Origin of the sequence: Serratia marcescens (assembly GCF_006715005.1) — a bacterium.
In the GTDB taxonomy this organism is placed as follows: Bacteria; Pseudomonadota; Gammaproteobacteria; order Enterobacterales; family Enterobacteriaceae; genus Serratia; species Serratia montpellierensis.
Genome location: NZ_VFMJ01000001.1, coordinates 4,101,471 through 4,119,479, shown reverse-complemented (window position 1 = coordinate 4,119,479; position 18,009 = coordinate 4,101,471). Strand labels below are relative to the sequence as shown.

Annotated in this window: 20 protein-coding genes; 9 read left to right on the top strand and 11 right to left on the bottom strand. The window is 59.7% G+C overall.

Annotated features, from left to right (window positions below; all coding sequences use genetic code 11):
* Positions 1–95: 95 nt before the first annotated feature.
* The 5 genes from dicD to aspA form a co-directional block, all read right to left on the bottom strand.
* Positions 96–671, bottom strand: coding sequence for a division control transcriptional repressor DicD (gene dicD / locus FHU12_RS20055; protein ID WP_004929655.1), 576 nt, complete (start codon positions 669–671; stop codon positions 96–98).
* 39 nt (positions 672–710) lie between these two features.
* A complete protein-coding gene (locus FHU12_RS20050; RefSeq protein ID WP_141971364.1) occupies positions 711–2,429 on the bottom strand; it encodes a protein-disulfide reductase DsbD in 1,719 nt (572 codons plus the stop codon).
* Complete coding sequence (cutA, locus tag FHU12_RS20045; RefSeq protein WP_004929657.1) at positions 2,405–2,728, bottom strand: divalent cation tolerance protein CutA; 324 nt, start codon at positions 2,726–2,728, stop codon at positions 2,405–2,407. Before cutA ends, FHU12_RS20050 begins: the two co-directional genes overlap by 25 nt.
* A 109-nt stretch (positions 2,729–2,837) precedes the next feature.
* Complete coding sequence (locus FHU12_RS20040; protein ID WP_016929379.1) at positions 2,838–4,139, bottom strand: anaerobic C4-dicarboxylate transporter; 1,302 nt, start codon at positions 4,137–4,139, stop codon at positions 2,838–2,840.
* A 249-nt stretch (positions 4,140–4,388) separates the two neighbouring features.
* Positions 4,389–5,825, bottom strand: a complete 1,437-nt coding sequence (gene aspA, locus FHU12_RS20035; protein ID WP_004929659.1) for an aspartate ammonia-lyase — start codon at positions 5,823–5,825, stop codon at positions 4,389–4,391.
* A 370-nt stretch (positions 5,826–6,195) separates the two neighbouring features.
* Between aspA and FHU12_RS20030 the strand changes: the two genes are divergently transcribed.
* The 5 genes from FHU12_RS20030 (at position 6,196) to FHU12_RS20010 (ending at position 11,232) form a co-directional block, all read left to right on the top strand.
* Entirely contained in the window at positions 6,196–6,684 is a 489-nt protein-coding gene (locus FHU12_RS20030) for an FxsA family protein (RefSeq protein ID WP_019453406.1), read from the top strand.
* A gap of 189 nt (positions 6,685–6,873) precedes the next feature.
* Entirely contained in the window at positions 6,874–7,167 is a 294-nt protein-coding gene (locus FHU12_RS20025) for a co-chaperone GroES (protein WP_004952634.1), read from the top strand.
* A 44-nt stretch (positions 7,168–7,211) separates the two neighbouring features.
* Positions 7,212–8,858: a chaperonin GroEL gene (groL, locus tag FHU12_RS20020; protein ID WP_084826953.1), complete on the top strand. Its 1,647-nt coding sequence runs from the start codon at positions 7,212–7,214 to the stop codon at positions 8,856–8,858.
* A 225-nt stretch (positions 8,859–9,083) separates the two neighbouring features.
* The gene (locus FHU12_RS20015; protein WP_141971362.1) at positions 9,084–10,709 is read left to right on the top strand and encodes a methyl-accepting chemotaxis protein; all 1,626 of its coding nucleotides are present in this window, start codon (positions 9,084–9,086) and stop codon (positions 10,707–10,709) included.
* A 178-nt stretch (positions 10,710–10,887) separates the two neighbouring features.
* Positions 10,888–11,232 (top strand): DUF4156 domain-containing protein, encoded by a 345-nt coding sequence (locus FHU12_RS20010; RefSeq protein WP_141971361.1) that lies wholly within the window; start codon positions 10,888–10,890, stop codon positions 11,230–11,232.
* 83 nt (positions 11,233–11,315) lie between these two features.
* Here FHU12_RS20010 and epmB read toward each other — a convergent pair whose 3' ends face one another.
* Complete coding sequence (gene epmB, locus FHU12_RS20005; protein ID WP_141971359.1) at positions 11,316–12,344, bottom strand: EF-P beta-lysylation protein EpmB; 1,029 nt, start codon at positions 12,342–12,344, stop codon at positions 11,316–11,318.
* Between the two features lie 42 nt (positions 12,345–12,386).
* Here epmB and efp point away from each other — a divergent pair, with 42 nt between their 5' ends.
* The 4 genes from efp to sugE all read left to right on the top strand — a co-directional run bounded on the left by efp (position 12,387) and on the right by sugE (position 13,922).
* Positions 12,387–12,953, top strand: coding sequence for an elongation factor P (efp, locus tag FHU12_RS20000; RefSeq protein WP_141971357.1), 567 nt, complete (start codon positions 12,387–12,389; stop codon positions 12,951–12,953).
* A gap of 74 nt (positions 12,954–13,027) precedes the next feature.
* Positions 13,028–13,159 carry an entericidin A/B family lipoprotein gene (locus tag FHU12_RS19995; RefSeq protein WP_049202118.1) on the top strand — a complete coding sequence of 44 codons (132 nt, stop codon included), beginning with the start codon at positions 13,028–13,030 and terminating at the stop codon, positions 13,157–13,159.
* Between the two features lie 121 nt (positions 13,160–13,280).
* Positions 13,281–13,412 (top strand): entericidin A/B family lipoprotein, encoded by a 132-nt coding sequence (locus FHU12_RS19990; protein WP_033636766.1) that lies wholly within the window; start codon positions 13,281–13,283, stop codon positions 13,410–13,412.
* 192 nt (positions 13,413–13,604) lie between these two features.
* Positions 13,605–13,922, top strand: a complete 318-nt coding sequence (gene sugE / locus FHU12_RS19985; RefSeq protein ID WP_004929669.1) for a quaternary ammonium compound efflux SMR transporter SugE — start codon at positions 13,605–13,607, stop codon at positions 13,920–13,922.
* Here the strand turns inward: sugE and blc are convergent.
* From blc to frdA, 5 genes are all read right to left on the bottom strand, one after another.
* The gene (blc, locus tag FHU12_RS19980; protein WP_141971355.1) at positions 13,916–14,449 is read right to left on the bottom strand and encodes an outer membrane lipoprotein Blc; all 534 of its coding nucleotides are present in this window, start codon (positions 14,447–14,449) and stop codon (positions 13,916–13,918) included. The two genes, sugE and blc, sit on opposite strands and share 7 nt — an antisense overlap.
* 84 nt (positions 14,450–14,533) lie before the next feature.
* Positions 14,534–14,893 (bottom strand): fumarate reductase subunit FrdD, encoded by a 360-nt coding sequence (gene frdD, locus FHU12_RS19975; RefSeq protein WP_004929672.1) that lies wholly within the window; start codon positions 14,891–14,893, stop codon positions 14,534–14,536.
* Positions 14,894–14,905: 12 nt separating this feature from the next.
* The gene (frdC, locus tag FHU12_RS19970) at positions 14,906–15,298 is read right to left on the bottom strand and encodes a fumarate reductase subunit FrdC (RefSeq protein WP_025305010.1); all 393 of its coding nucleotides are present in this window, start codon (positions 15,296–15,298) and stop codon (positions 14,906–14,908) included.
* A 15-nt stretch (positions 15,299–15,313) separates the two neighbouring features.
* A complete protein-coding gene (locus FHU12_RS19965; protein WP_108680078.1) occupies positions 15,314–16,048 on the bottom strand; it encodes a succinate dehydrogenase/fumarate reductase iron-sulfur subunit in 735 nt (244 codons plus the stop codon).
* Positions 16,041–17,837: a fumarate reductase (quinol) flavoprotein subunit gene (frdA, locus tag FHU12_RS19960; protein WP_063991637.1), complete on the bottom strand. Its 1,797-nt coding sequence runs from the start codon at positions 17,835–17,837 to the stop codon at positions 16,041–16,043. The genes FHU12_RS19965 and frdA overlap by 8 nt, the downstream gene beginning before the upstream one ends.
* Between the last annotated feature and the right edge of the window lie 172 nt (positions 17,838–18,009).

Genomic DNA, 18,009 nt, shown 5'->3' with positions numbered 1-18,009 from the left:
ATGCCTCCGGTTGCTGGCTTTTCAGGCAAAGGGCGCAAAAAATGCGCCTGTTCTGGCTATCACCTTGGGTTGGCTGTGCCGGCAACCCTGCCGATTCAGCTCAACGCCCCGTTGCGGCGGCACTGCGCTACCTGCAAGATGTCTTCCGCCAGTCGTTTGGCGACCGATACGTCCTGGAGCTGACGTTTTACCAGCAGTTTGCTCAGGCAGCCTTCCTGAATCAGCTCCATTTGCTGTGCCACCATGTCGGCGTCGTCGGCGTCCATGTCACGCAGCAATTCGCGGGTCAGCTCCAGCGAGGTCAGCTTTTGCTGCTCTGCCAGTTGGTGGATCGGGTGATCCGTTTCTGGGAAGAAGCTGCAGGCGGCAATAAACAGGCAGCCGGGATAGCGGTCTTGCTGCACGTATTCCGCCAGTACGTCATAGCGCGCCAGCAACTTTTGCTGCGGGCTCAGGCTTTCGTCCAGCAGCAGCTGGCGGCGCCAGGTGTCGATCTGCTGGCCGTGGTAGCGCAGGCAGTCGTACAGCAGCGCTTCGCGATCCGGCCAGAACCGTTTGAGATCGCCGGGCTGAACGTCGAGTTTTTCCGCCAGCATCTCTAATGTGGCGGTCGCCAGGCCCTGTTGTTCCAACAGACCCAGCGCAGTATCAAGGACGTGTTCACGTTGCACTTGTGCTTCCTCCCATTCACTTCCGATCTTCAGTGTCAGTTATCGCATCACTTTCTGCAAATGCGCGTTGAAGGCTTCCGCCTTCATAAAACCGGTGACCCGCTCGGCCGTCAGCTCGCGGCCTGCCGGATCGAAGAACAGGATCGTCGGCAGCCCCAGCACCTGCAGGTGCTTCAGCAGCGCCGCTTGTTCCGCGCTGTTAGCGGTGACGTCCGCCTGCAGCAGCACCGCGTTGGCCAGGCTCGCCTGCACCGCTGCATCGCTGAAGGTGTATTTCTCGAACTCTTTGCAGGCTACGCACCAGTCGGCGTACAGGTCCAGCATCACCGGTTTGCCCCGCGCCTGTTGCAGCGCGAGATCGAGCTGTTCGACGTTGTTGATGCGGGTAAAGGCCAGATGCGGTTGAGCCGCCTGCTGCGCCTGGTCGGTGCCGAAAGCCCAGTCCTGCAGCGGCCGCGCGGCGATCACCGCTGCCGCCAGCAGCAGCAGTTGCAGAGCGCGCGTCCAGCCACGTGTGCTTCTCAGGCTCAGGGCGAAGGCCCAGCCGAAGAATGCCAGGCCGAGCAGGCTCCACAGGCGCAGGCCCCACAGGTCGCCGATCACCCGCTCCAGCAGGAACACCGGTAGCGCCAGAATGACGAAGCCGAAGGCCTCTTTCACGTACTGCATCCACGGGCCGCTGCGCGGCAGCAGGCGGTTGCCGAACAGGGTGACGATCACCAGCGGAATGCCCATCCCCAGCGCGTACAGGTACAGCGTGCCGCCGCCGGCCCACAGATTACCGCTCTGGGCGATATACAGCAGGATGGCGCTGAGCGGCGCGGTGGTGCAGGGCGAACAGATCAGCCCGGCCAGGGCGCCCATCAGGAACACGCCGGTCAGTGAGCCGCCGCGCTGGGTGTTGCTCCAGTTCGCCAGCCGGGTTTGCAGCGCCGAGGGCAGCTGCAGGGAATAGAGGCCGAACATCGACAGCGCCAGCGCGATGAACAGCACCGACAGGCCAATCAGGACGTAAGGATGCTGCAGCGCCGCCTGGAACTGCAATCCGGCGGCGGCCACCACCAAGCCCAGCAAGGTGTAGGTGAGCGCCATGCCCTGCACGTAAACCACCGCCAGCGCCAGAATGCGGCCGCTGCTTTGCGGCCGGTCGCGGCCGAGGATGATGCCGGAGATCAGCGGATACATCGGCAGTACGCACGGGGTGAAGGCGATGCCGATGCCGATCAGCAATGCCCACAGCGGCGAGAACGGCAGGCTGGCCGGTGTGGCGGGGGCTTCAACTGGTGCAGCGGCCGAGAGCGGCGCGGCTGCGGTGGCGCTGACCGCATCCAGCGGGATGGTTCGGGTTTCCGGCGGATAGCAGAAGCCGGCCTCGGCACAGCCCTGATAGGTGACGCTGAGGCTGGCGTTGGCCGCCGCCTGTTGCAGCGGCACCTGCAGATTCAGCTGCTGTTTGAAAATCGCCACTTCGCCGAAGAACTCGTCCTTGTGGCTCACCCCTTCGGGCAGGGTAAAGGCGCCGAGCGTCGCCTGCTGCGGCACCAGTTTGATCTGCTGGCGATACAGGTAGTAGCCGGGGCGGATCTGCCAGTTCAGCGTTACCTGGCTGCCCTGCTGTTTGAAATCGAAGGCGAAGGCCTGATCGACAGGCACGAACTGGCTGCCGCCTTTCGGCGCGAACAGCGAAGCCTGCGCCGCCTGCGGCAGGAAGAACAGGCTGCACAGCAGCAACATCAGTTTAAGGAAGCGTTGATCCATAACAGGTAGTCTTTATCTCCGGCCATCACCGGCAGCACCAGCAACTCGGGCGTCTGGTAGGGGTGATGTTGTTTCAGGGTGTCGAGCAGGGCCTGCTGACGGCGGCGATCGCTTTTGAACAGCATCTGCACTTCGTATTCCTGTTCCAGTTTCCCTTCCCAGTAATACAGCGAGGTGGCGCCGGGCAGCAGTGTGGCGCAGGCCGCCAGCTTATCGCCCAAGACCCGCGCCGCCAGTTCCTGGGCGCTGGCTTCATCGGGTGCGGTACAGAGTATGACGACAGCTTCGCAATCAGACATCTTCAGCCCTCTCATCGATTCGAATGGGCACTATACCCTGAAGGCGGATTGGCTAGAAGGCGAGTTTATCGCCAAAAGGAAAACCGGGGCCGCAGCCCCGGTCGAAGCCTTACAGCATGACGCTGCCGAGCAGGAAGCCGAATACCACCGCGAAGATCACGCCCATGGTGCCGGGAATGAAGAACGGATGGTTGAACACGAAGCGGCCGATGCGCGTGGTGCCGGTGTCGTCCATTTGCACCGCGGCGACCAGCGTCGGGTAGGTCGGCAGGATGAACAGGCCGGAAACGGCGGCGAAGGAGGCGACGGCGGTCAGCGGCGACACGTTCAGCGCCAGCGCCATCGGCATCAGCGCCTTGGCGGTGGCGGCCTGCGAGTACAGCAGCGCCGAGCAGAAGAAGAAGATCACCGCCAGTAGCCACGGGTGCGCCTGAATGACGCTGCCGGCCGTCTCTTTGATCCAGTCGATGTTGGCCTGCACGAAGGTATCGCCCAGCCAGGCGACGCCGAGGATACAGATACAGGCGCTCATGCCGGCCTTGAAGGTGCTGGAGTTCAGCACCATGTCGGTGTCGACGCGGCACAGCAGGGTGGTCAGCGTGGCGACGCTCAGCATGATGATCAGGATGGCGTTGGTGGTGTTCATCAGCGGCTTGGCCACCAGGCCCAGGCCCGGGCTGTTGATGATGGCGTAAGCCACTACGCACAGCACGCCCAGCAGGAACAGCAGCACCGAGGTTTTGGCGCGCGGTTTGATCGCCAGCGCGTTGTTGCCGCGCAGGGTGATCAGACCCTCTTCCAGGCGTTTCAGATACACCGGGTCGTTAGACAGCTTGGAGTCGAACAGCCAGGTCACCAGCAGCGACATCACCAGCACGGCGCAGAAGGTGGACGGGATCACCACCATCAGCAGGTGCAGGTAGCTGACGCCGTGGCCTTCCATCACCGAAGACATGTACACCACCGCGGCGGAGATCGGCGAGGCGGTGATGGCGATCTGGGCGGACACCACGGCGGTCGACAGCGGGCGGCAAGGCTTGATGCCCTGTTCTTTCGCCACTTCGGCGATCACCGGCAGCGCCGAGAGCGAGATGTTGCCGGTGCCGGCGAAGATGGTCAGGAAGTAGGTGACGATAGGGGCGAGAATGGTGATGTGCTTGGGGTTCTTGCGCAGCAGCTTTTCGGTCTGCTGCACCAGGTAATCCATCCCCCCGGCGACCTGCATCGCGGAGATCGCCGCGATCACCGCCATGATGATGGAAATCACGTCGAAGGGAATGCTGCCCGGCTTGACGCCGATCAGCGCCAGGACCAGAACGCCCAACCCCCCCGCGAACCCGATACCGATACCGCCCAACCTGGCCCCTAAAAAGATGGCCAGCAGAACGATAACCAATTCTACGGCTAGCATAGTGTTTACTCCTTAAAATGAGATATCCCGTCATCCTTGAAACTGCATCGGTGTTGGCTGCGAGCACTCACCCCAGTCACTTACTTAAGTAAGTGACTGGGGACTTGCGCTCTTGCCGCCTTGATGCAGTCCCAATGATTTAGGGTGTAAATTGAAAATAAAACGTTAAAATTTTGTGGGCGCCGGAAAGTAAAAAGGCACGCTATCCAGAGGATTTAGCGTGCCTTTCAGGGCTACCGGGTAGGTCTGTTATTGTTCATTTTCATCCGTATAGCGTTTAGCTTTATAGGCCGGGTGCATCAGGTTCTCCACGGAGAAGATGTCATCCAGCTCGGCTTCGGTCAGCAGGCCGCGTTCCAGCACCACTTCGCGCACGCTCTTGCCGGTTTCGGCGCAGATCTTCCCGACGATGTCACCGTTATGGTGGCCGATGAACGGGTTCAGATAGGTGACGATACCGATCGAGTTGAAGACGTAGTGTTCGCAGACTTCTTTATTCGCGGTGATGCCGTTAATGCATTTTTCCAGCAGGTTGTAGCAGGCGTTGGTCAGGATGTGGATCGACTCGAACATCGCCTGGCCGATCACCGGCTCCATCACGTTCAGCTGCAGCTGGCCCGCTTCGGCCGCCATGGTAACGCAAGTGTCGTTGCCAATCACCTTGAAACACACCTGATTGACCACTTCCGGCACCACCGGGTTCACTTTGGCCGGCATGATGGACGACCCCGCCTGCAGCTCCGGCAGGTTGATTTCGTTCAGGCCGGCGCGCGGGCCGGAGGAGAGCAGGCGCAGGTCGTTACAGATTTTGGACAGTTTCACCGCCAGGCGTTTGAGCGCGCTGTGCACCATCACGTAGGCGCCGCAGTCGGAGGTAGCCTCGATCAGGTCTTCCGCCGGCACCACCGGCAGGCCGCTGACTTCCGCCAGTTTTTGCACCGCCAGCGGCTGATAGCCTTCCGGGGTGTTGAGCGCGGTGCCGATGGCGGTGGCGCCCAGATTCACTTCCAGCAGCAGCTCCGCGGTGCGGTGCAGGTTGCGGGTCTCTTCGTTCAGCAGCACGCTGAAGGCGTGGAATTCCTGGCCGAGGGTCATCGGCACCGCGTCCTGCAGCTGGGTGCGGCCCATTTTCAGGATGGTTTCGAACTCTTTCGCCTTGCGATCGAAGCCTTCACGCAGCTGGTTGATGGCGTCGATCAGTTTCTGGTTGGAGGCGTACACCGCGATGCGGAACCCGGTCGGGTAGGCGTCGTTGGTGGACTGGCACTTATTGAGGTGATCGTTCGGGTTCAGGTACTGGTATTCGCCTTTTTGATGGCCCATCAGCTCCAGGCCGATGTTCGCCAGCACTTCGTTGGTGTTCATGTTCAGCGAGGTGCCTGCGCCGCCCTGGAACACGTCCACCGGGAATTGATCCATGCACTTGCCTTTATCCAACACCTCGTCGCAGGCCTGGATGATCACGTCGGCGATTTTGCGCGGGATGGTTTTGAGTTCTTTATTGGCCATCGCCGCGGCCTTTTTCACCATCACCATGCCGCGAACGAACTCGGGGACATCGCTGATTTTGCTGTTGCTGATATAGAAGTTTTCAATCGCACGCAGAGTGTGAACTCCGTAGTAAGCGTCTGCGGGGACTTCACGTGTTCCTAACAGGTCTTCTTCGATACGAATGTTGTTTGACATGAGAACCTTCTCTATGTGTTGCTGCCGAATTAATAATTTGTCAGGTCAAGGCTAGTAAGGGCACAGCCTAAATTAATATTGCCGAAGGCTTGGGGCGTGAAACGATTAACCAAATCGCCCGTTGCTGCCCAGATCATATGCTGGTTGGTAAGAAATGACTGAACCCAGATCACCTTATGGTGTTTAAGGATATGCCCTTTTCCGGTTCTGTGACTTCTTTCACGTTTGTGAACTTTAGCAATAAAAACCGGCTCTCGGTTGAAATGGTGGGGTGATGCCCTCATTGTAATGGTGTCGGCCGTTTACGGCCTCTTTTTTAGCGCCGTCGCCCCCATGGCGGCCGTGCTTTACCTACCGATAGGAGAACCAGGTGCGCTGGTTACCGCTACTGCTGATATTTCTGCTGGCTTACATAGAAATATCCATTTTTATCAAAGTCGCCGCCGTGCTCGGCGTGGCTGTCACCCTGCTGCTGGTGGTGTTCAGCTCCTGCGTCGGCATTTCGCTGGTGCGCAATCAGGGCATGAAAACCTTCGTGCAGATGCAGCAAAAACTGGCGGCCGGCGAAAGCCCGGCGGCGGAAATGGTGAAAAGCGTTTCGCTGGTGCTGGCGGGCTTCCTGCTGCTGATCCCGGGCTTCTTTACCGACTTCCTCGGCCTGTTGCTGCTGCTGCCGCCGGTGCAAAAATCGCTGACGCTGAAGCTGATGCCGCACCTGTCGGTTTATCGCCCCGGCGGTTGGACGGGGGGCGACGCCGCCAACGGCAACACCTTCGACGGTGAATTCCAGCGCAAGGACGACGAACGCCCGGTGCTGGAACACCGCCCGGATGAGGAGCGCAAGCCCCACGATCGTTAAGCAAACGCGGCTCAGGCCGCGTTTTTCATCTCTGTCGCCTCCGCCCGACCAAAAATGCGAAATTTTTTTCGTTAGCCCCCTTGAAGGGGGCTGGAACGCCCCCATCTCAAATCCCACGAGGCCGGTAATAACAACCATCCGGTGTACAACCCTAAATCTGATAGAGACCTTCTTACAGGAGAGCGTTCAATGAGTATTCGTCCATTGCATGACCGCGTTATCGTCAAGCGCAAAGAAGTTGAATCAAAATCTGCTGGCGGCATCGTCCTGACTGGCTCCGCTGCGGGTAAATCCACTCGCGGTGAAGTGGTTGCAGTGGGTAAAGGGCGTGTGCTGGAAAGCGGCAACATCCAACCGCTGGATGTGAAAGTTGGCGATATCGTGATTTTCAACGACGGCTACGGCGTGAAAGCAGAGAAGATCGACAATGAAGAAGTGTTGATCATGTCCGAAAGCGACATTCTGGCAATTGTTGAAGCGTAATTGCGCTTTATCTTCTGAACTGAACGAGTTGAAGGGAAATACCAATGGCAGCTAAAGACGTAAAATTCGGCAATGACGCTCGCGTGAAAATGCTCCGCGGCGTGAATGTTCTCGCTGATGCAGTAAAAGTGACTCTGGGCCCGAAAGGCCGCAACGTAGTGCTGGATAAATCTTTCGGCGCACCGACCATCACCAAAGACGGCGTTTCCGTTGCGCGTGAAATCGAACTGGAAGACAAGTTCGAGAACATGGGCGCACAGATGGTGAAAGAAGTGGCCTCCAAAGCGAACGACGCGGCGGGCGACGGCACCACCACTGCAACCGTACTGGCTCAATCCATCATCACCGAAGGTCTGAAAGCGGTTGCTGCAGGCATGAACCCGATGGATCTGAAGCGCGGCATCGACAAAGCGGTTATCGCTGCGGTTGAAGAACTGAAAAAACTGTCCGTACCTTGCTCCGATTCCAAAGCTATCGCTCAGGTAGGCACCATCTCCGCCAACTCCGACGAAACCGTGGGTAAACTGATCGCGGAAGCGATGGAGAAAGTGGGCAAAGAAGGCGTTATCACCGTTGAAGAAGGCACCGGCCTGCAAGACGAGTTGGACGTGGTTGAAGGTATGCAGTTCGACCGCGGTTACCTGTCCCCATACTTCATCAACAAGCCGGAAACCGGTTCTGTTGAGCTGGAAAGCCCGTTCATCCTGCTGGCTGACAAGAAGATCTCCAACATCCGCGAAATGCTGCCGGTGCTGGAAGCCGTTGCCAAAGCAGGCAAACCGCTGCTGATCATCGCTGAAGACGTAGAAGGCGAAGCGCTGGCGACTCTGGTGGTCAACACCATGCGCGGCATCGTGAAAGTGGCTGCCGTTAAGGCACCTGGCTTCGGCGACCGTCGTAAAGCCATGCTGCAGGACATCGCGACCCTGACTGCCGGTACCGTTATCTCTGAAGAGATCGGTCTGGAGCTGGAAAAAGCCACCCTGGAAGATCTGGGCCAGGCAAAACGCGTTGTGATCAACAAAGACACCACCATCATCATCGATGGCGTGGGCGACGAAGCGACCATCCAGGGCCGCGTTGCTCAAATTCGTCAGCAGATCGAAGAAGCGACCTCTGACTACGATCGTGAAAAACTGCAGGAGCGCGTAGCGAAACTGGCCGGCGGCGTTGCCGTTATCAAAGTTGGCGCAGCCACTGAAGTTGAAATGAAAGAGAAGAAAGCCCGCGTTGAAGACGCCCTGCACGCGACCCGCGCCGCAGTGGAAGAAGGCGTGGTTGCCGGCGGTGGCGTAGCGCTGATCCGCGTTGCAGGCAAAATCGCCGCGCTGAAAGGCGACAACGAAGACCAGAACGTGGGTATCAAAGTTGCGCTGCGCGCAATGGAAGCCCCTCTGCGTCAGATCGTGGTCAACGCCGGTGAAGAAGCTTCCGTTATCGCCAACCAGGTGAAAGCGGGCGAAGGCAGCTACGGCTACAACGCTTACTCTGAAGAATACGGCGACATGATCGCGATGGGTATCCTGGATCCGACCAAAGTGACCCGTTCTGCTCTGCAGTACGCGGCTTCCGTGGCTGGCCTGATGATCACCACCGAATGCATGGTCACCGACCTGCCGAAGGCTGACGCACCGGATCTGGGCGCAGCAGGCGGCATGGGTGGCATGGGCGGTATGGGCGGCATGATGTAATCATCCCCCACACGCTTGTGTGCTGAGAACCCCGGTCAAACGACCGGGGTTTTTTTTATCTTAAAAATCAATAAAAAGAATGTTTATTTAGCCTGTTATTAGTTCACTGAATGAATTATTGCATTATTTTTCTTTTGCCCTAAACCGTTGCCGTTTCGTACCGATATAGCCCCTACCAGGCGGGGAATTTTCCCTCGCCGGTGTGACTGTCAACGGAGACGACTTATGCTGAAAAATATGAAAATAGCCACCTGGCTGATGTTGATGCTGTTGCTGCTGGGCTTGATGCCCATGGGAACCGGCGCCATCGCCTTCTATTTCATGCAGCAAAACGGCAACAGCATCGGCAGGATGAGCACGTTCTCCGACGAGGAAGCGGCGCTTAACCGCAGTTGGCGTGCTTTGCTGCAAACGCAGACGCTGATCGACAACATGGCATTCGAGCGCTGGGCGCAGACCAGCAGAGCCGATATTCAGCAGGGTATCGATGAGGCGCGCGGTGAGCTGCGCAGCGCCGACGTCGCGTTCAACCTGTTTTGGGAGACGCCGGGCCTGACGGTATCGCGCCCGGATCTGGGCGAGGCGATGAAAAAGGTCTACCTGGCGCAGCAGGCGGTGCTGAAGCAAGAACTGACGCTGTTGGCCGATACGCCGCAGGCGGCGCTGATCGAGCGGCTGCACGCCATGGCGGCAGAGAAGCGCCAGGTGCGCCAGCGGCTGGATAACCAGTTTGCCGACTACATGCGGGCCACGGTGGCCGCCCACCGTCTGGCGGTGGAAGAGGCGGAGCAGACCCAAAAAGTCTTCGCACGCCTGCTGAGCGGCACCCTGGCGGCGATCCTGCTGTTGCTGGTCGCCGTGCAACGTGATTTCCGCCGGCGTTTGATTCTGCCGCTGCGCCAGATCGCCGAACACTTGCAAAAGGTTGGGCGTGGCGATCTGCGCAGTGAGATCGCGGTACGCAACAACAATGAGATCGGCATGCTGTTCGCCAGCCTGCGGACGATGCAGCAGGAGCTGAGCGCCACCGTGCAGCAGGTGCGTGACGGCGTGGAGTCGATCAACCACGGTACGCACGAGATCGCCGTCGGCAACGCCGATCTTTCCAGCCGCACTGAAGAACAGGCCAGTGCGCTGACGGAAACTGCCGCCAGCATGGAACAGATCACCGCTACGGTGCGGCAAAACGCCGATAACGCCAACCAGGCCGCCGGGATGGTCAATCAGACCGCCGGCATTGCCCGCAACGGCGAAACGCTGATGGCCAGCGCGGTTGACAAGATGCGGGCGATCAACGACAGCGCGCGCCAGGTGGGGGATATTACCAGCGTGATCGACGGCATCGCTTTCCAGACCAATATCCTGGCCCTGAACGCCGCCGTGGAGGCCGCCCGCGCCGGTGAACAGGGACGGGGTTTTGCGGTGGTGGCCGGCGAGGTGCGCAACCTGGCGCAGCGCTGCGCGACTTCGGCCAAGGAGATCAGCGGGCTGGTCGACGGCGTGACCGGCGATATCGCCGCCGGCGTGCGGCTGGTGGAACAGGCGGGCGAGACGATGAATGCCATCGTCGGCTCGGTGAACCAGGTGACGTCGCTGATGGATAACATCTCGTACGCGTCGGAAGAGCAAAGCAAAGGCGTTGAGCAGGTCGGAGTGGCGGTGACCCAGATGGATCAGGTGACCCAGCAGAACGCCGCGCTGGTGGAGGAGGTGGCGACCACCGCCGTCGGCGTGGAGGAACAGGCGGCCCTGCTGGCGCAGGCGGTGGCGGTATTCAAACTGGCGGAGGGGGAATCGCGCCAGGGCGACGTGGAGGCGCAGGCATCGGCGACCGTTGCCGGTTGGGCCTAACGCCGCCGCACTGTATTTGATGATATTTTTGCCGCCCGGGGCGATTTAGCTGGTAAACTGGTAAGTCATCAGCTGTCGCTCAAGACGTTGGCCCGCTCGCGTGGCAACGGGTGCTTAAGAGATGGCATCGCTTTCTGATAAGCTTTTGCGTAATTCTCAACATCGAATGGGGAACAAGATGCGGATTAAAGCCTTACTGGGTCTCTCGGCAGCGATGCTGCTGGCGGGTTGCAGCAGCACTCATGAACTGACCGCTGCGGGTCAGCAGATCAAGTTCACCGACAGCAAGCCGGCGGCGGAATGCCAGCTGCTGGGGGAAGTGACCGGCACCCAGAGCAACTGGCTGTCCGGCAACGGCGGTGAAGGCAGCTCCATGCGCGGTGCGGCCAACGATCTGCGCAACAAGGCGGCGGCCATGGGCGGCAACGTGATCTACGGCGCCAACAGCCCGAGCCAGAATCTGCTCTCCAGCTTCGCACCGCTGGACAGCAAAATGGTCGGCCAGGTTTACAAGTGCCCATAAGGCGCTGAGGCCGCAGCCGCAAAGAGATAAAAAAAGAGGAATGCCATGGCATTCCTCTTTTTCGTTACGGCATTTAGCGCACGTCACTCCGGCATCAGGCGCAGGTCGATCGGCGTTTTGCTCGGTTCGCCGCCCACTTCACGCGTCAGGCGCGGCACCAGATAACCGGACACCTTGCTCAGCAGCGCCTGCATGATGGCGCGCGCTTCATCGTCGCTGACCATGAAGTGCGCCGCGCCCTGCACCTTGTCCAGCACGTGGATGTAATAGGGCAGGATGCCGGCGTCGAACAGCGCGTTGCTGAGCGCCGCCAGCGTATCGGCGTCATCGTTGACCTCGCGCAGCAGCACGCTTTGATTGAGCAGCGTGACGCCGGCGAGGCGCAGCTGGGCCATGGCGCTCTGCAGCTCGCGGTCGATTTCGTTGGCGTGGTTGATGTGCGTGACCATCAGCACCTGCAGGCGCGAGGCCGACAGCAGGCGGCACAGCGCCGGCGTAATGCGCGCCGGGATCACCACCGGCAGACGGGTGTGAATGCGCAGGCGCTTCAGGTGCGGGATGGCTTCCAGCTCGCCGACCAGCCACTCCAGCTCGCTGTCTTTGGCCATCAGCGGATCGCCACCGGAAAAAATGATCTCATCGAGTTCCGGGTGTTGGCGGATATAATCCAGCGCCTGCCGCCAGTTGTTCTTATTGCCCTGATTATCCTGATAGGGGAAGTGGCGGCGGAAGCAGTAACGGCAGTTGACTGCACAGCCGCCTTTGACCAGCAGCAGCGCGCGATTGCGGTATTTGTGCAGCAGGCCCGGCACCACGCTGCGCTGCTCATCGAGCGGATCGGTGGTGAACCCTGGGGCGTTGATGAACTCCTCTCTGGCGGTCAGCACCTGGCGCAGCAGCGGGTCGTTGGCATCGCCGGGGCGCATGCGCGCAGCGAAGGCGCGCGGCACGCGCAGGGCAAACAGCCGGCGGGCATCGCGCCCCTGCGGCAGTTCCGGGTGCGTATTCAGTGACAAAAGCTGCAGTAATTCATCAGGATCGGTAATAACATCGGCGAGTTGATGCAACCAATCTTCTCTATGTGCCGTACTTTGGGTTATAATGTGTGCCATTTTTTTGGCTAAGCTACCAGTTCAAATATTCAGAGGGCCATCATGGCGACTTATTCTAGCAACGATTTCCGTCCGGGTCTTAAAATCATGTTCGAGGGCGAACCTTACGCCATCGAAGCCAGTGAGTTCGTTAAGCCGGGCAAAGGCCAGGCGTTCGCACGCGTGAAAATGCGTCGTCTGCTGACCGGCAGCCGCGTGGAAAAAACCTTCAAGTCTACCGATTCTTGCGAAGGCGCAGACGTGATGGACACCAACATGAACTACCTGTACAGCGACGGTGAGTTCTACCACTTCATGCACCCTGAGTCTTTCGAACAGCATCAGGTTGACGGCAAAACCGTAGGCGACGCGGCCAAATGGCTGCAGGACAACGCAGAGTGCATCATCACCCTGTGGGATGGCCGTCCAATCGCCGTTCAGCCGCCGAACTTCATCGAAGCGGAAATCACCGATACCGATCCGGGCCTGAAAGGCGATACCGCAGGGACTGGCGGCAAGCCGGCTACCCTGAGCACCGGTGCCGTGGTTAAAGTGCCGTTGTTCGTCCAGATCGGCGAAGTGATCAAAGTTGACACTCGCTCTGGCGAATACGTCTCTCGCGTTAAATAAATAAGTTTCAAAGCAGAGGAACCCCCGTGGTTCCTCTGTTTTATCCCATCCCCGTTCGTTGGCAGAAAACCCGCATGTTCAAGAAAACGTTGTTGGCCGTGCTCTCCCTGTTGTTCCTTTTCTCCCTTAGCGGTTGCAATACGTTTCGCGGTTTCGGCGAAGACGTTCAGCATCTCGGCGGCGCCATTTCCCGCACGGCCGGCTGATCCCGCCCTTTAACCCGATGTATTTGCGCCACAAAGCCGGTGGCAATCCCACTCCTTGCGCCAATTTTGACTAAGCTTAGAAAGCCGTACTTTTTCATCAACGACAAATAAGGACTTTCTTATGCTGAAGAAAAGTATTATCGCGATCTTCTCTTTGATGATTTTGACCTCGTTGACCGCCTGTAACACCACCCGCGGCGTGGGTGAGGACATTCAGGCCGGCGGCAAGGCCATTCAGCGCAGCGCGGAATAATCCGTTCTCCCTCCGGCGGCGTTCCGCGTGCGGAGGGCCGCCGCATTTCCTCCTCTTGCCTGAGCGTTAACGCTGCTGCTATCCTGCCGCAGTGCGGGTGAGGTTGCCCGCCGTTCATCACCCCGCTGAACGGGACGACCCGTTTACGCGTCATTTTTTCGGGGACGACCCCAGTGGTAGGGAGGCCGTCTCATGGCCTGGATTATTCTGCTTATCGCCGGTTTGCTCGAAGTGGTTTGGGCTATCGGTCTGAAATACACCCACGGTTTTACCCGGCTGACGCCGAGCATCATCACCATCGCCGCGATGGTGGTCAGCATGTTGCTGTTGGCCAACGCCATGAAAACGCTGCCCGCCGGTACCGCCTATGCGGTATGGACCGGTATCGGTGCGGTAGGTGCAGCCATCATGGGCATGGTGCTGTTGGGCGAGTCGACCAATATCGCGCGCATCATCAGCCTGTGCCTGATCGTGGTCGGCATTCTCGGGCTGAAGTTCAGCAGTCACTGAGCGGCGGACTGTTGCACCCAAATCAGCTTGTCGGTGGCGAAACCGTAGCCCTTGGCCGTCTGCAATAAGCTGTCGCGTACGCCGGCGTCAAGCGTCGGCGTGCGCGACAGGATCCACAGATAGTCGCGGTTTGGGCCGCAAACCAGCGCGTAGCGGTAGTCCGGGTCCAGGGCAATCACGTTATAGCCGCCGTAGAAGGGGCCGAAGAACGACACTTTCAGCGCCGCGACCTGCGGTGAGCCGATAAAGTAGGCTTTGCCTTCGCTTTCTTGCCATTGCTGTTTCTGCGGATTGAAGCCGCGATTGATGACTTTCAGTCCGCCGTCGGCGCGTGGGCTGTAGTGGGCGGTCACCTGCTGCAAACCGCGTTCAAAACGATGATCCAGACGCGCGATTTCGTACCAGGTGCCGAGATAGCGCTGACTGTCGAAAGGGGTCACGACCTTGATGTCTTTGGGCGGGGAGACGCTGCAGGCGACGGAGAGCAGGGCGGAAAGCATGACGCTAAGGTTTGACCATAAACGCATCGGTGACTCCTGTTTACCGGGGGCGAGTAGACAGTGTAGCCGATGAGAAAAGGGCGGCCAACGGGCGTTGGCCGCCGAAGCGGTTTACAGGGTGACGACGCCGATAACGGTGACCACGCTGAGGATCGCCGCCAGACCGTAGAACACCCATTTGCCGGCCGGTACGTGGATCTTCAGATCGTGCATCGCATGATGGATACGGTGCAGGCCGCACCACAGCGGCAGGATGATCATCAGCAGCAGGAACAGGCGGCCGATCAGGCTCTGGCAGAACGCCAGCACGCGTTCGTAACCCAGTGCTTCACCGGGGAACAGCCCCAGCGGCAGCAGAATGCCGACCAGCAGCACGATGGCCGGCGCGACGATCGCGCCCCACATGCCGCCGGCGCCGAACAATCCCCAGAAAACCGGCTCGTCGGAGCGTTTAGGTGCTTGATTTATCATGTTTCCTCCGGATTAGAACAGGGCCACGGCCAGGATGACCACGCTGACGACGATCGTGACGGCCCACAGCCCTTTCACGATGGGGCCCGGCCCCATTTTCTCGCTGTTGACCACGATATTGGCGGCCTTCGGCGCCAAATCGAACCAGGTTTTGGTGTGCAGCGCCGCCGCCAGCAGGGCGACGACGTTGATCAACAGCACCAGCGGGTTCTGCAAGAAGCCGACGAAGCCGGCCCAGCTCTCGGCGCCGCCCTTCAGCGCGAACACGCCGTAGAGCAGCACGATGCTGAACCAGACCGCCAGCACCGAGGTGCCTTCGCGCAGCATGTAGAAACGGTAGAAGCCGAGCTTTTGCCACCAGGTGGGCGTCATGGTGCGCACATAGGGCTTACGTTGAGTTGTCATGGCAATTTTTCTCCCTTATTGCGGCTTCAGCATGGCGATCATGAAGTCTTTGGCGCTCTCCACCTTGCCCTGCTGGATAGCGGCGGCGGGATCGACGTGTTTCGGACAGACTTCGGAGCAATAGCCGACGAAGGTGCAGCTCCAGACACCGTTTTGGCCGTTGAGCTGCGGCATGCGCTGTTTCTTGCCGTGGTCGCGGTTGTCCAGGTTGTAGCGGTGCGCCAGCGTGATCGCCGCCGGGCCGATAAACTCGGGGTTGAGGCCGAACTGCGGGCACGCGGCGTAGCACAGGCCGCAGTTGATGCAGCCGGAGAACTGGTGGTATTTGGCCATCTGCGCCGGGGTCTGCACGTTCGGGCCGTCTTCCGGTTTGCGATTGTTGCCGATGATGTACGGCTTGATTGCCTCCAGGCTTTCGATGAAGTGGGTCATGTCGACCACCAGATCGCGCTCGATCGGGAAGTTGCCCAGCGCTTCGACCTTCATGCCGCCGACGTAATCGCGCAGGAAGGTTTTGCACGCCAGCTTCGGCACGCGGTTGACCATCATGCCGCAGGAGCCGCAGATCGCCATGCGGCAAGACCAGCGGTAGGAGAGATCCGGCGCCAGGTTATCCTTGATATAGCCCAGCGCATCGAGCAGCGAGGTCTGCTCGTCATAAGGCACGGCGTAGGTGACAAAATGCGGCTCGGCGTCGCTTTCCGGGTTATAGCGCATGACGTCGATCTTCAGGGTTTGCATCTCAGCCATTTGCCTGCTCCTTATTCTTTTTCTCCTGCGCTTCGGCTTCTGCGCCGTAGACGCGTTTGGCCGGCGGCAGCTTGGTGATTTTCACGTCGCTGTATTCGAGACGCGGCGCGCCCTGCGGGTTATGGAACGCCAGCGTATGCTTGAGGAAGTTGACGTCGTCACGCTCGGTGCAGCCTTCGTCCAGGCGCTGGTGGGCGCCGCGCGACTCTTTGCGGTTAAACGCGGAGTGCGCCATGCATTCGGCGACGTCCAGGCCGTAGCCCAGCTCGATGGTGTACAGCAGATCGGTATTGAACACGCTGGAGTTGTCGGTGATGTTGACGCGCTTGAAGCGCTCTTTCAGCTCGGCCAGCTTATCGATGGTTTTTTGCATCAGCTCCGGCGTGCGGTAGATGCCGCAGCCTTCTTCCATCGACAGCCCCATTTCGTCGCGGATCTTCGCCCAGTTTTCGTTGCCTTCCTGCTTCATCAGGTTGCTCAGGCGGGTTTCGACGTCGCGGGTTTGCGCATCCAGCGCGCTGCCGTTGGCTGGCGCGGTTTCCAGCGCGCGGCGGGCCGCTTGCTCACCGGCGACGCGGCCGAACACCACCAGTTCCGCCAGCGAGTTGGAGCCGAGACGGTTGGCACCGTGCAGGCCGACGGAGGAGCATTCGCCGACCGCGAACAGCCCCTTGATGCGGGTTTCGCAGTTCTGGTCGGTTTCAATGCCGCCCATGGTGTAGTGCGCGGTAGGGCGCACCGGGATCGGATCTTTCACCGGATCGACGCCGACGTAGGCCTTGGCCAGTTCGCAGATGAACGGCAGCCGCTCCAGCAGCTTTTTCTCGCCCAGGTGGCGCAGATCGAGGTAGACCACGTCGCCGCGTGGGGTGGCGATGGTGCGGCCGGCGCGCCATTCGTGCCAGAAGGCCTGGGACACCTTATCGCGTGGGCCCAGCTCCATGTATTTGTTCTTCGGCTCGCCCAGCGGGGTTTCCGGGCCCATGCCGTAGTCTTGCAGGTAACGGTAGCCGTCTTTGTTGACCAGGATGCCACCTTCGCCGCGACAGCCCTCGGTCATCAGGATGCCGGAACCGGGCAGGCCGGTCGGGTGATACTGCACGAACTCCATGTCGCGCAGCGGCACGCCGTGGTGGAACGCCATGCCCATGCCGTCGCCGGTAACGATGCCGCCGTTGGTGTTGTAGCGGTAGACGCGCCCGGCGCCGCCGGTGGCCATCACCACCGCGTTGGCGCGGATCTGCACGCGGGTGCCTTCCATCATGTTGAGCGCCACCAGGCCGCGCGCCTGGCCGTCATCCACCAGGATATCCAGCACGAAGTGCTCGTCGAAGCGTTGGATCTGCGGGTATTTCAGCGAGGTCTGGAACAGGGTGTGCAGCATGTGGAAGCCGGTCTTGTCGGCGGCGAACCAGGTGCGTTCGATCTTCATGCCGCCGAAGCGCCGCACGTTGACCGACCCGTCCGGTTTGCGGCTCCACGGGCAGCCCCACTGTTCGAGCTGGGTCATCTCGCGCGGGCACTGATGCACGAAGTGATCGACCACGTCCTGTTCACACAGCCAGTCGCCGCCGGCGACGGTGTCGTTGAAGTGGTAGTCGAAGGTATCGTGATCCTGGGTGACGGCGGCGGAGCCCCCCTCGGCGGCGACCGTGTGGCTGCGCATCGGGTAGACCTTAGAGATCAGCGCGATTTTCAGTTGGGGATTGGCTTCCGCTGCGGCTATTGCTGCACGTAAACCAGCGCCCCCGGCCCCAATAATGGCAAGATCGGCGTTAAAGGTTTGCACTGCATTCCTCCAATGTTCTTATTAAGAACGGCAAGTTAAATATCTATGCTTAAAATTTAGCGAACTCTTCGGGTGCTAACTAATTGAACCGATTAATGTTGCTTAAAGGTTAAGGATAGATATCTCCCACCAATAATGGGGAATTAACTATACCTAAAGTTAAGTAGTCGAA

Coding starts and splice junctions, on each gene's coding strand:
- FHU12_RS19990 (WP_033636766.1), top strand. CDS start 13,281: ATGCTGAAGAAAAGTATTATCGCGATCTTCTCTTTGATGATTTTGACC.
- FHU12_RS19995 (WP_049202118.1), top strand. CDS start 13,028: ATGTTCAAGAAAACGTTGTTGGCCGTGCTCTCCCTGTTGTTCCTTTTC.
- sugE (WP_004929669.1), top strand. CDS start 13,605: ATGGCCTGGATTATTCTGCTTATCGCCGGTTTGCTCGAAGTGGTTTGG.
- FHU12_RS20010 (WP_141971361.1), top strand. CDS start 10,888: ATGCGGATTAAAGCCTTACTGGGTCTCTCGGCAGCGATGCTGCTGGCG.
- blc (WP_141971355.1), bottom strand. CDS start 14,449: ATGCGTTTATGGTCAAACCTTAGCGTCATGCTTTCCGCCCTGCTCTCC.
- FHU12_RS19965 (WP_108680078.1), bottom strand. CDS start 16,048: ATGGCTGAGATGCAAACCCTGAAGATCGACGTCATGCGCTATAACCCG.
- FHU12_RS20025 (WP_004952634.1), top strand. CDS start 6,874: ATGAGTATTCGTCCATTGCATGACCGCGTTATCGTCAAGCGCAAAGAA.
- efp (WP_141971357.1), top strand. CDS start 12,387: ATGGCGACTTATTCTAGCAACGATTTCCGTCCGGGTCTTAAAATCATG.
- frdC (WP_025305010.1), bottom strand. CDS start 15,298: ATGACAACTCAACGTAAGCCCTATGTGCGCACCATGACGCCCACCTGG.
- frdD (WP_004929672.1), bottom strand. CDS start 14,893: ATGATAAATCAAGCACCTAAACGCTCCGACGAGCCGGTTTTCTGGGGA.
- FHU12_RS20040 (WP_016929379.1), bottom strand. CDS start 4,139: ATGCTAGCCGTAGAATTGGTTATCGTTCTGCTGGCCATCTTTTTAGGG.
- aspA (WP_004929659.1), bottom strand. CDS start 5,825: ATGTCAAACAACATTCGTATCGAAGAAGACCTGTTAGGAACACGTGAA.
- FHU12_RS20015 (WP_141971362.1), top strand. CDS start 9,084: ATGCTGAAAAATATGAAAATAGCCACCTGGCTGATGTTGATGCTGTTG.
- FHU12_RS20050 (WP_141971364.1), bottom strand. CDS start 2,429: ATGGATCAACGCTTCCTTAAACTGATGTTGCTGCTGTGCAGCCTGTTC.
- groL (WP_084826953.1), top strand. CDS start 7,212: ATGGCAGCTAAAGACGTAAAATTCGGCAATGACGCTCGCGTGAAAATG.
- epmB (WP_141971359.1), bottom strand. CDS start 12,344: ATGGCACACATTATAACCCAAAGTACGGCACATAGAGAAGATTGGTTG.
- cutA (WP_004929657.1), bottom strand. CDS start 2,728: ATGTCTGATTGCGAAGCTGTCGTCATACTCTGTACCGCACCCGATGAA.